Here is an 11,413-nt window from a genome sequence, read left to right as displayed (position 1 = left end):
ACTGTTGCGGGACGAGGGGCTGGCCGCCTCGCGCAGGGCGCTGGCGGACGGGCTTGTGGAGGCCGGACCGTACGGGGAAGGGCGGGCGGTGCTCACGTTGCGAGGGCGGTTGCTGGCGGACGGGGTTGTTCGGGACCTCGTGGACTGAGGTGCTCGGCGTTCGCGCTGAGGGCGGGTGGGTCCGCAGCGCGGCGTAGCGGGGCGCCGCTCTCGGTCGGGGCGGGTGCCGCCCCTGGTAGGCCGTGTCCGCAGCGGGGGCGGGCTGCGCGTGCCCGCAGCCGGGCGGCGGTGCGTGCCCGCAGCCGGGCGGCTGCGTGTCCGCAGCGGGGGCCGCGCGCAGGACCGCTGTCAGGGCGCCGTCACGAAGTCGATCAGTTCCTCCACCCGCCCCAGCAGCTCCGGCTCCAGGTCCTTGTACGAGTGGACCCCCGACAGGATCCGCTGCCAGGCCGCCCCGGTGTTCTCCGGCCAGCCCACAGCCCTGCACACGCCGGTCTTCCAGTCCTGGCCGCGCGGTACCCGGGGCCAGGCGTCGATGCCCAGGGACGACGGTTTCACCGCCTCCCAGATGTCGATGTACGGGTGGCCCACGACCAGCGCGTGCTCGCTCGTCACCGACTGGGCGATCCGCCGCTCCTTCGAGCCCCGTACGAGGTGGTCCACCAGGACGCCCAGCCGCGCGTCCGGGCCGGGGGCGAACTCGGAGACGATCGACGGCAGGTCGTCGACGCCCTCCAGGTACTCCACGACCACGCCCTCGATGCGCAGGTCGTCGCCCCACACCTTCTCGACCAGCTCGGCGTCGTGCCGGCCCTCGACGTAGATGCGGCCGGCCCGGGCGACACGCGCGCGTGCGCCGGGGACGGCCACCGAACCGGAGGCCGTGCGGGTGGGACGCGCGGGGCCGCCCGGCGCGGGGCGGACGAGGGTCACCACCCTGCCCTCCAGCAGGAAGCCGCGCGGCTCCATCGGGAACACCCGGCGCTTGCCGAAGCGGTCCTCCAGGGTCACCGTGCCCGCCTCGCAGCGGATCACCGCGCCGCAGAAACCCGTCCCCGGCTCCTCCACCACCAGGCCGGGCTCCGCCGCGACCTCGGGCACCGGCTTCGGCTTCTTCCACGGCGGGGTCAGATCGGCGGAGTACTGGCGCATTCGCACGACGATAGGAGAAGGCGGAGGGCGATCACCGCGACACGCCGAAACGCGCCGCCAGCGCGTCCCGTTGCGCCCGCACGAACGCCGCGTCCACCACCGCTCCGTGACCGGGCACGTACACCGCGTCCTCGCCGCCCAGGTCGAGCAGCCGGTCCAGTGCGGCCGGCCAGTGCGACGGCACCGCGTCGGGGCCCGCCTGCGGCTCGCCGGACTCCTCGACCAGGTCGCCGCAGAACACCACCTCCGGATCGCCCGGCACCAGCACCGCCAGGTCGTGCGCGGTGTGCCCCGGGCCGACGTTCGCCAGCAGCACCTGCCGTCCGCCGCCCAGGTCGAGGGTCCACTCGCCGGAGACCAGGTGGCCGGGCGGGGTCAGCCGCTCCGCCGCCTCCTGGGCCGTGGGCGCCGCCAGGCCGTGGCGCACCCCGTCCTCCCGCAGTTCCTCGCGGTCCCGCAGCCGTGTCAGCAGCGCGTCCACGCCCACCGCGCCGAACACCTCGGTGTCCGGGAGCGCCGCGGCGCCGAAGACATGGTCGAAGTGCGGGTGGGTCAGCGCGAGATGTGTCACACGGTGACCGGTGAGTGCCCGCGCCTGCGCGCCCAGTTTCGCGCCCTCGGCGAGGCTCGACCCCGCGTCGATCATGAGGACCGCCCCCTCCCCGGCGACCAGCCCGATCGTGCAGTCCCACACCGGCAGCCGGCACCGTCCCACACCGGCGGCCACGCGCTCCCATCCGAGGTCTTCCCAAGTCACCGTCATACGGCGACGCTAGCGGTGCGCCCCGCTCGGGGCACTGCGCCGCACGACCAGCCTTGCCGGGGGTGTACCCCACCGCCGTACACTGGGCCGGGGAATGCTGGCACTCGCACGCGCAGAGTGCCAGGCTCGACAGGCAGGACCACGGGCGGACTACTTCTGGAGGTGTGCGCGATGCTCAGTGAACGCAGGCTTCAGGTGCTGCGCGCCATCGTCCAGGACTACGTCGGCACCGAGGAGCCGGTGGGCTCCAAGGCCCTCACCGAGCGGCACAGCCTCGGCGTCTCGCCGGCCACCGTCCGCAACGACATGGCGGCCCTGGAGGACGAGGGGTACATCGCCCAGCCGCACACCAGTGCCGGGCGCATCCCCACCGACAAGGGCTACCGGCTGTTCGTCGACAAGCTCGCCGGCGTCAAGCCGATGACCGCGCCCGAGCGGCGCGCGATCCAGAACTTCCTCGAGGGCGCCGTCGATCTCGACGACGTCGTGGCGCGTACGGTACGGCTGCTCGCACAGCTCACGCGCCAGGTCGCCGTCGTGCAGTACCCGTCGCTGACCCGGTCCACCGTGCGGCATGTGGAGCTGCTCTCCCTGGCGCCCGCGCGCGTGATGCTGGTGCTGATCACGGACACCGGGCGGGTCGAGCAGCGGGTGGTCGACTGCCCGGCGCCCTTCGGGGACGCCTCGCTCGCGGATCTGCGCGCCCGGCTCAACAGCCGCGTGGCGAACCGCCGTTTCGCGGATGTGCCGAGTCTGGTGGAGGATCTCCCGGAGGCGTTCGAGCACGAGGACCGGGGTACGGTCTCTACGGTGCTCTCCACACTCCTGGAGACGCTCGTCGAGGAGAACGAGGAGCGGCTGATGATCGGCGGCACCGCCAATCTGACCCGCTTCGGGCATGACTTCCCTCTCACGATCCGGCCGGTGCTGGAGGCGCTGGAGGAGCAGGTCGTGCTCCTCAAGCTGCTCGGCGAGGCGCAGGATCCGGGCGTGACCGTACGGATCGGTCACGAGAACGCCCACGAAGGACTCAACTCCACGTCCGTCGTGTCGGTCGGCTACGGTTCGGGCGGCGAGGCAGTCGCCAAGCTCGGCGTGGTCGGACCGACCCGCATGGACTACCCGGGAACGATGGGAGCGGTACGCGCAGTGGCACGGTACGTCGGACAGATCCTGGCGGAGTCGTAGTGGCCACGGACTACTACGCCGTACTCGGCGTGCGCCGCGACGCGTCGCAGGAAGAGATCAAGAAGGCCTTCCGGCGGCTCGCCCGCGAGCTGCACCCGGACGTCAACCCCGATCCGAAGACCCAGGAGCGGTTCAAGGAGATCAACGCCGCTTACGAGGTGCTGTCGGACCCGCAGAAGAAGCAGGTCTACGACCTCGGCGGCGACCCGCTCTCGCAGGCCGGTGGCGGCGGCGCGGGCGGCTTCGGAGCCGGTGGCTTCGGGAACTTCTCGGACATCATGGACGCGTTCTTCGGCACGGCGTCGCAGCGCGGACCGCGCTCGCGCACCCGCCGCGGCCAGGACGCGATGATCCGCATCGAGATCGAGCTCGACGAGGCCGCCTTCGGCACGACGAAGGACATCCAGGTCGACACGGCCGTCGTCTGCAACACCTGCAACGGCGAGGGCGCGGCCCCGGGCACCTCCGCCCAGACGTGTGACATGTGCCGCGGCCGCGGTGAGGTCTCGCAGGTCACCCGGTCCTTCCTGGGCCAGGTCATGACGTCCCGCCCCTGCCCGCAGTGCCAGGGCTTCGGCACGGTCGTGCCGACCCCGTGCCCGGAGTGCGCGGGCGACGGCCGCGTCCGGTCCCGCCGTACGCTCACGGTCAAGATCCCGGCCGGTGTCGACAACGGCACGCGGATCCAGCTCGCCGGCGAGGGCGAGGTCGGTCCCGGCGGCGGTCCGGCCGGTGACCTCTACGTCGAGATCCACGAGCTGCCGCACAGCACGTTCCAGCGGCGCGGCGACGACCTGCACTGCACGGTGACGATCCCCATGACCGCGGCGTCCCTCGGCACGAAGGTGCCGCTGGAGACGCTCGACGGCATGGAGGAGGTCGACATCCGCCCGGGCACCCAGTCCGGCCAGTCCATCCCGCTGCACGGCCGGGGCGTCACGCATCTGCGCGGCGGCGGACGCGGCGACCTCATCGTCCACGTCGAGGTGCAGACCCCGACCAAGCTCGACCCCGAGCAGGAGCGCCTGATCCGCGAGCTCTCCAAACTCCGCGGCGAGGAACGCCCCACGGGGCAGTTCCAGCCGGGGCAGCAGGGGTTGTTCTCGCGGTTGAAGGATGCCTTCAACGGGCGCTGACGCGGGTGGTCCGGCTGCTGCCGGGGGTTGCGGGGGCCGTCCCGGGCAGGCATGGTCAGCCGGGGCGGCAGGGGCTGTTCTCGTGGTTGGAGGATGCCTTCAACGGGCGCTGAGACCGAGCGTGCTTCTGGTCTATGCCAGTCGGCAGGCCGGTTTCGGGGTTGTTCGGAGGACGTGACAACATGCGGTCATGTCCTCCGCACTGACCGATCTCTTCCCCCTCCCGATCGTGCAGGCCCCCATGGCGGGCGGCGTCTCCGTACCGCAGCTCGCCGCGGCCGTGTGCGAGGCGGGCGGGCTCGGGTTCCTCGCCGCCGGGTACAAGACCGCCGACGGGATGTACCAGGAGATCAAGCAGATCCGGAGCCTCACCGGCAGGCCCTTCGGCGTCAACGTCTTCATGCCGCAGCCGGAGTATGCCGACCCGGCCGCCGTCGACGTCTACGCCCACCAGCTGGCCGGCGAGGCCACCTGGTACGAGGCCGAGCTCGGCGATCCGGACAGCGGACGCGACGACGGCTTCGAGGCCAAGCTCGTGGTGCTGCGCGACAACCCCGTGCCGGTCGTGTCGTTCCACTTCGGCGTCCCGAGCCGCGAGGCCGTCGACACCCTGCACCGCGTCGGCACCTTCGTCCTGGCCGCCGCGACCACCCCCGACGAGGCCCGGGCCGTCGAGCGGGCGGGTGCGGACGCGGTCATCGCCCAGGGCGTCGAGGCCGGCGGCCACCAGGGCACCCACCGGGACATCCCCGAGACGGACGGGTCCGGCATCGGGCTGCTGTCGCTGATCGCCCAGGCCCGTGAGGCCGTGAGCATCCCGATCGTCGCCGCCGGCGGCATCATGCGCGGTGGCCAGATCGCCGGGGTCCTCGCGGCGGGCGCGAGCGCGGCCCAGCTGGGCACCGCCTTCCTCGCCACGCACGAGTCGGGCGCGAACGCACTGCACAAGCAGGCGCTGACCAACCCGCTGTTCGTCCGCACGGAGTTGACCCGGGCGTTCTCCGGGCGACCCGCGCGCGGTCTCGTCAACCGGTTCCTGCGCGAGCACGGCCCGTACGCGCCCGCCGCCTACCCCGAGATCCACCACCTCACCTCGCCGCTGCGCAAGGCCGCCGCCAAGGCCGGTGACGCGCAGGGCATGGCGCTGTGGGCCGGACAGGGGCACCGGATGGCGCGGGAGCTGCCCGCCGGGCAGCTTGTCGAGGTCCTGGCCGGTGAACTGGCCGCCGCCCGGGCCTCGTTGACGGGCGGGGGCGCGCTGTGACCGCGCCGGTGTTCGTGGTCGAGCACTTCGACGCGGGCGGCGGCGGCCGGTACGTCCTGGACGGGCCGGAGGGGCGGCACGCCGTCTCCGTGAAGCGGCTGCGCGCCGGTGAGGACGTCGTCCTCACGGACGGGGCGGGCCGCTGGGCGGACTGCGTCGTGCTCGACACGGAGGGCAAGGACCGGCTGATCCTCCAGCTGGACTCGGTGTCCGAGGAGCCCGCGGAACAGCCCCGGGTCACCGTCGTCCAAGCGCTGCCCAAGGGCGACCGGGGCGAGCTCGCCGTCGAGACGATGACCGAGGTCGGCGTCGACGCGATCGTGCCGTGGGCGGCGGCGCGCTGCATCACCCAGTGGAAGGGCGACCGCGGGGTCAAGGCGCTCGGCAAGTGGCGGGCCACCGCCCGGGAGGCCGGCAAGCAGTCCCGCCGGGTGCGCTTCCCGGAGGTCGCGGAGGCGGCGACGACCAAGCAGGTCGCCGCCCTGCTGGCCGGGGCGGACTTCGCCGCCGTGCTGCACGAGAGCGGGGACGAACCGCTGGCGACGGCCGAACTGCCGTCCACCGGTGACATCGTGCTGGTCGTGGGGCCCGAGGGGGGCGTCGCGCCGGAGGAGCTGGCGCTGTTCGAGGAGGCGGGGGCGCAGGCGTACCACCTCGGGCGCAGTGTGCTGCGCACATCGACCGCCGGGACGGCCGCCGCTGCCGTGCTCCTGGCACGCACCGGACGCTGGTCCTGACCCCCTTGGAGGCACTGTGGAACTCGCCCAGGTTCGTCTGCTCGTGACCGACTTCTCCGCCTGCTACCGCTTCTACGGCGAGGTCCTCGGCCTCAAACCGCAGTCGGGGGCGGCGGACGGGCCCTACGAGAAGTTCAGTCCCGCGGTGGGCTCCGCCGGGATCGCGTTGCAGGACCGGTCGATGATGGCCGAGGTGCTGGACGACCTGGGCGACGCGGCGGCCGGCCACCGCTCCCTCGTGGTGCTGCGGGTGGACGGGCTGGACGCGTACTGCGAGGAGATCACGATGCGCGGCGCGACGGTGCTGCACGGCCCCGTACCCATGACGGACCGCATGCGGGTGGCGCATCTCAAAGACCCCGAGGGCAACTTGGTGGAGCTCCAGGAGTGGCTGCTGCTGCGCGGCTGACGCCTTTGCGCCCTACCGCGCGGCCCCCGTCGGTGGCAGGCTCCCTCCATGGGGGCTTCGACGAGGAATCGACTGGGGCCGCGCGGGCGGCGCGTGGCGGTCGCGGCGGCGTTCGCCGTGCTGGCTGTGGGCGGCGCCGTCGCCTGCGAGCCGGGCAGCATCAGCTCCGCGTCCGTCGCGTACACCACCGACGAGACCGTGACCAAAGAGCTCAACCGGCAGAAGGCGGGCGTGCGTTGGCTCACGTGCACCGCCTCCTACGGGGAGAACGGCGGGAAGTCGTCGCCGTCGGCGCGTGAGCGGACCGTCGCGACCGTCGACTGCGAGGGCGAGACGAACGACGGCAAGGACATCACCGTCGACGGCAAGGTCACCCACGCGGTGGACGGTGCCTGTGTGCGCGGCGACATCACCGCCAAGGTGGGCGGCAAGGTGTGGTTCGAGGTCGACGGGCTCGGCGACTGCGACTCGACCAGCCCGCCGCCCGTCGGCGGGCCGCCGAACGGACAGCCCGGGCCGACCGTCACCGTGACCGTCACCCAGACCATCTGGTGCGAGCGGTACCCGGACTGCCGCCCCATCGAGGGCAAGTGATCCGAACTCTGTCCGCGCGGCGTGGTCCCTGCATAGGGTGATCAGGTGACATCGCCTGCTTACCTCCGGTTCCCCCATGTGCACGGCGACCTGGTCGCCTTCACCGCCGAGGACGACCTGTGGCTCGCCCCGCTCGACGGCGGCCGGGCCTGGCGGGTCAGCGCCGACAACATGCCGGTGACCCAGCCCCGCATCTCGCCCGACGGCACCACCGTCGCCTGGACCTCCACCCGCGACGGCGCCCCCGAGGTGTACATCGCCCCGGTCGACGGCGGTCCCGCCAAGCGGCTGACGTACTGGGGGAGTCTCAAGACACAGGTGCGCGGCTGGACCCCGGACGGCGAGGTGCTGGCGATCAGCACCCAGGGACAGGCGAGCCTGCGCCGCACCTGGGCGCGCGCCGTCCCGCTGGACGGCGGCCCGGCCGCCACCCTGCCGTACGGACCCGTCGGCGACGTCGCCCACGGCCCGCACACGGTGCTGCTGTCCGCGCCGATGGGGCGCGAGGCGGCCTGGTGGAAGCGGTACCGCGGCGGCACGGCGGGCAAGTTGTGGATCGACCGCGAGGACGACGGGGAGTTCGTGCGGCTGCACGCGGACCTCGACGGCAACATCGAGTACCCGCTGTGGGTGAGGGACCGGGTCGGCTTCCTCTCCGATCACGAGGGCACCGGAGCGCTCTACTCCTCCCTCGCCGACGGCTCCGACCTGCGCCGGCACACGCCACTTGGGGGCACCTCCCGCTCGAGCGAAGCCGAGAGTGGGGGAGGCTTCTACGCCCGGCACGCCGCGACCGACGGAACCCGGGTCGTCTACTCCAGCGCCGGTGAACTGTGGGTGCTGGACGACCTGGAGGGGGCCGAGCCGCGGCGGCTGGACGTGCGGCTGGGCGGACAGCGCGTCGACCTGCAGCCGTTCCCGCTGAACGCCTCCCGGTGGTTCGGGTCGGCATCCCCCGACCACACGGCGCGCGGCAGCGCGGTCGCCGTCCGCGGCTCCGTGCACTGGGTCACCCACCGCGCGGGACCGGCCCGCGCACTGGCCGCGACACCCGGGGTGCGGGCCCGTCTGCCGCGCACGTTCCGCGCGGACGGCGAGCAGTGGGTGGTGTGGGTGACGGACGCCGAGGGCGACGACGCCCTGGAGTTCGCCCCCGCCACCGGACTCGCCCCGGGGGCGACGCCCCGCCGGCTCGCCGCCGGGCAGCTCGGCCGGGTGCTGGACCTCGCCATGGCGCCCGACGGCAGCCGAGCCGCCGTGTCCTGCCACGACGGGCGCCTGCTGCTGGTGGAACGGGAGACGGGCGAGGTACGGGAGGTCGACCGCAGCGAGGACGGCGACGTGTCGGGCCTCGTCTTCTCACCCGACTCGTCCTGGCTGGCCTGGTCCCACCCCGGCCCCCGGCCGCTGTGCCAGCTGAAACTCGCCAACACCACCGACCTGTCGGTCACCGAGGCCACCCCGCTGCGCTTCCAGGACTACGCGCCCGCGTTCACCATGGACGGCAAGCACCTCGCGTTCCTGTCGACCCGCTCCTTCGACCCGGTCTACGACGAGCACGTCTTCGACCTGGCTTTCGTGGTGGGCGCCCGGCCGTATCTGATCACCCTCGCGGCCACGACGCCCTCCCCGTTCGGGCCGCAGCGGCACGGCCGGTCCTTCGAGACGCCCGACCGGGAGGAGACCCCCGACAGCGAGGGCACCCCCACCACCCGCATCGACCTCGAAGGCCTCGCCGACCGCATCGTGCCGTTCCCGGTCGAGGCGGCCCGCTACACCAACCTGCGTGCCGCCAAGGACGGCGTCCTGTGGCTGCGCCACCCGGTCGCCGGTGTGCTCGGCGCGTCCCGGGCCACCCCGGACGATCCCGACCCGAAGTCCGAGCTGGAACGCTACGACCTCGCCCAGCAGCGCATCGAGCACCTCGCCGCCGACGCCGACCACTTCGCGGTCAGCGGCGACGGCAAGCGGGTGCTGCTGTGGACCGACGGGCGGCTGAAGGTCGTCCCCAGCGACCGGCGTGCCTCGAGCGACGACGACAGCGACTCCAACATCACCGTCGACCTGGGCCGCGTACGCCAGTTCGTCGACCCGGCGGCCGAGTGGCGCCAGATGTTCGACGAGAACGGCCGCATCATGCGGGACCACTTCTGGCGGCCGGACATGAGCGGCGTCGACTGGGACGGCGTCCTCGACCGCTACCGCCCGGTCGTGGAGCGGCTCGCCACCCACGACGACCTGGTCGACCTGCTGTGGGAGGTCCAGGGCGAGCTCGGCACTTCGCACGCCTACGTCACCCCGCGCGGCGGGCACGGCGGCGGCCCCCGCCAAGGCCTGCTCGGCGCCGACATCTCCCGCCACGAGGACGGCAGTTGGCGGGTCGACCGCATCCTGCCCTCCGAGACCTCCGACCCGGACGCCCGCAGCCCGCTGGCCGCCCCCGGTGTCGCGGTACGCCCCGGCGACGCCGTTGTCGCGATCGCCGGACAGCCCGTCGACCCGGTCGCCGGGCCCGGCCCGCTGCTGATCGGCACGGCGAACAAGCCGGTCGAGCTGACCATCTCCCCGTCCGGCGGCGGCGACCCCCGGCACGCCGTCGTCGTCCCGGTCGCCGACGAGGAACCCCTGCGCTACCACGCCTGGGTCGCCGACCGCCGCGCCTACGTCCACGAGAAGTCCGGCGGCCGCCTCGGCTACCTCCACGTCCCGGACATGCAGGCCCCCGGCTGGGCCCAGATCCACCGCGACCTGCGCGTCGAGGTCGCCCGCGAGGGCCTGGTCGTCGACGTCCGCGAGAACCGCGGCGGCCACACCTCGCAGCTGGTCGTCGAGAAGCTGGCCCGCCGCATCGTCGGCTGGGCCGTCCCGCGCGGCATGCGCCCCTACAGCTACCCGGAGGACGCCCCGCGCGGCCCCGTCGTGGCCGTCGCCAACGAGTTCTCCGGCTCCGACGGCGACATCGTCAACGCGGCCGTCAAGGCCCTCGGCCTCGGCCCGGTCGTCGGCACCCGCACCTGGGGCGGCGTCATCGGCATCGACAGCCGCTACCGCCTGGTCGACGGCACCCTGGTCACCCAGCCCAAGTACGCATTCTGGCTGGAGGGCTACGAGTGGGGCGTGGAGAACCACGGCGTGGACCCGGACGTGGAGATCGTCCAACGCCCCCAGGACTACGCGGCGAACAGGGACACCCAACTGGACGAGGCAATCCGACTGGCGCTGGAGGCACTGGAGGCCAGTCCGGCCAAAACGCCGCCGACCGTGCCCACCTCATAGGGGCGCGGGGCTGTGTCCCTGTGCGGCTCCGCCGCGTGGGCGCGACCAGCCACGAACCACCCGCACCCGACGACGATACGATGCCCACGTCGGACCGCACGGCCCAACCCTCGGAGGAGACATGGCAGGGGAGCCCCAGGAAGACTGCCTGTTCTGCAAGATCGTCGCAGGCACCATCCCGGCGACCATCGTCCGCCAGACGGAGACGACCATCGCGTTCCGCGACATCAACCCCCAGGCCCCCACCCACGTCCTGATCATCCCCAAGGCGCACTACGAGAACGCCGCCGCCCTCGCCGCCGCCGACCCCGCCCTCACCGCGGACGTGGTCCGCGAGGCCCAGGCCGTCGCGGACGAGGACAAGCTCGACAGCCACCGCCTCGTCTTCAACACGGGCAGCGGCGCCGGCCAGACGGTGTGGCACGTGCATGGCCATGTGCTCGGCGGCCGCGGCCTCGAATGGCCCCCGGGGTAGTCCGCCTTGTCCGTACGTGAACTCGTGGTCCTCGGCACCGCCAGCCAGGTCCCGACCCGGCACCGCAACCACAACGGCTACCTGCTGCGCTGGGACGGCGAGGGCATCCTGTTCGACCCCGGCGAGGGCACGCAGCGCCAGATGCTGCGTGCCGGGGTCGCCGCGCACGACCTGAACCGGATCTGCGTCACGCACTTCCACGGCGACCACTCCCTCGGTCTCGCCGGTGTGATCCAGCGCATCAACCTCGACCGGGTCCCGCACGAGATCACCGCCCACTACCCTCGCTCCGGGCAGCGCTTCTTCGACCGGCTCCGGTACGCCACCGCCTACCGCGAGACCGTCGGCATCACCGAGGCCCCGGTGGCCGCCGACGGGCCCCTGGCCCGCACGGACGGCTACACGCTGGAGGCCCGGAA

Annotated in this window: 11 protein-coding genes and 1 pseudogene; 10 read left to right on the top strand and 2 right to left on the bottom strand. The window is 73.1% G+C overall.

The window, feature by feature from the left end:
- Positions 1-148, top strand: a pseudogene (locus ABZ281_RS18420) (coproporphyrinogen III oxidase); the annotation flags it as partial.
- 200 nt (positions 149-348) lie between these two features.
- Here ABZ281_RS18420 and ABZ281_RS18415 read toward each other — a convergent pair.
- Positions 349-1,152, bottom strand: coding sequence for a DUF3097 domain-containing protein (locus tag ABZ281_RS18415; RefSeq protein WP_356656700.1), 804 nt, complete (start codon positions 1,150-1,152; stop codon positions 349-351).
- 31 nt (positions 1,153-1,183) lie between these two features.
- A complete protein-coding gene (locus ABZ281_RS18410; protein ID WP_356656698.1) occupies positions 1,184-1,915 on the bottom strand; it encodes an MBL fold metallo-hydrolase in 732 nt (243 codons plus the stop codon).
- Positions 1,916-2,086: 171 nt separating this feature from the next.
- On the opposite strand from ABZ281_RS18410, the gene hrcA reads away from it, so the two are divergent.
- From hrcA to ABZ281_RS18365, 9 genes are all read left to right on the top strand, one after another.
- A complete protein-coding gene (gene hrcA / locus ABZ281_RS18405) occupies positions 2,087-3,103 on the top strand; it encodes a heat-inducible transcriptional repressor HrcA (protein WP_031103805.1) in 1,017 nt (338 codons plus the stop codon).
- Positions 3,103-4,239 carry a molecular chaperone DnaJ gene (gene dnaJ, locus ABZ281_RS18400; protein ID WP_356656696.1) on the top strand — a complete coding sequence of 379 codons (1,137 nt, stop codon included), beginning with the start codon at positions 3,103-3,105 and terminating at the stop codon, positions 4,237-4,239. The genes hrcA and dnaJ overlap by 1 nt, the downstream gene beginning before the upstream one ends.
- Before the next feature lie 190 nt (positions 4,240-4,429).
- Entirely contained in the window at positions 4,430-5,503 is a 1,074-nt protein-coding gene (locus tag ABZ281_RS18395; protein WP_356656694.1) for a nitronate monooxygenase, read from the top strand.
- Positions 5,500-6,240, top strand: a complete 741-nt coding sequence (locus tag ABZ281_RS18390; RefSeq protein WP_356656692.1) for a 16S rRNA (uracil(1498)-N(3))-methyltransferase — start codon at positions 5,500-5,502, stop codon at positions 6,238-6,240. Before ABZ281_RS18395 ends, ABZ281_RS18390 begins: the two co-directional genes overlap by 4 nt.
- Positions 6,241-6,256: 16 nt before the next feature.
- Entirely contained in the window at positions 6,257-6,649 is a 393-nt protein-coding gene (locus tag ABZ281_RS18385) for a VOC family protein (protein ID WP_356656690.1), read from the top strand.
- 48 nt (positions 6,650-6,697) lie between these two features.
- The gene (locus tag ABZ281_RS18380; RefSeq protein ID WP_356656688.1) at positions 6,698-7,243 is read left to right on the top strand and encodes a hypothetical protein; all 546 of its coding nucleotides are present in this window, start codon (positions 6,698-6,700) and stop codon (positions 7,241-7,243) included.
- A 90-nt stretch (positions 7,244-7,333) separates the two neighbouring features.
- Positions 7,334-10,519 (top strand): S41 family peptidase, encoded by a 3,186-nt coding sequence (locus tag ABZ281_RS18375; protein WP_356656702.1) that lies wholly within the window; start codon positions 7,334-7,336, stop codon positions 10,517-10,519.
- A 121-nt stretch (positions 10,520-10,640) separates the two neighbouring features.
- Positions 10,641-10,994, top strand: a complete 354-nt coding sequence (locus ABZ281_RS18370) for an HIT domain-containing protein (RefSeq protein ID WP_356656686.1) — start codon at positions 10,641-10,643, stop codon at positions 10,992-10,994.
- A gap of 6 nt (positions 10,995-11,000) precedes the next feature.
- The coding region (locus tag ABZ281_RS18365) for an MBL fold metallo-hydrolase (protein ID WP_356656684.1) at positions 11,001-11,413 on the top strand (413 nt) is incomplete at its 3' end.

Origin of the sequence: Streptomyces sp. NPDC006265 (assembly GCF_040613555.1) — a bacterium.
Classification (GTDB): Bacteria; Actinomycetota; Actinomycetes; order Streptomycetales; family Streptomycetaceae; genus Streptomyces.
The sequence above is the reverse complement of the archived record's forward strand: the minus strand, read 5'-3'. Positions and strand labels throughout refer to the sequence as shown.

Excerpts from the sequence above, each read along its gene's own strand:
- ABZ281_RS18395 (WP_356656694.1), top strand. The coding sequence starts at position 4,430 with ATGTCCTCCGCACTGACCGATCTCTTCCCCCTCCCGATCGTGCAGGCC.
- ABZ281_RS18370 (WP_356656686.1), top strand. The coding sequence starts at position 10,641 with ATGGCAGGGGAGCCCCAGGAAGACTGCCTGTTCTGCAAGATCGTCGCA.
- hrcA (WP_031103805.1), top strand. The coding sequence starts at position 2,087 with ATGCTCAGTGAACGCAGGCTTCAGGTGCTGCGCGCCATCGTCCAGGAC.
- ABZ281_RS18410 (WP_356656698.1), bottom strand. The coding sequence starts at position 1,915 with ATGACGGTGACTTGGGAAGACCTCGGATGGGAGCGCGTGGCCGCCGGT.
- ABZ281_RS18415 (WP_356656700.1), bottom strand. The coding sequence starts at position 1,152 with ATGCGCCAGTACTCCGCCGATCTGACCCCGCCGTGGAAGAAGCCGAAG.
- ABZ281_RS18380 (WP_356656688.1), top strand. The coding sequence starts at position 6,698 with ATGGGGGCTTCGACGAGGAATCGACTGGGGCCGCGCGGGCGGCGCGTG.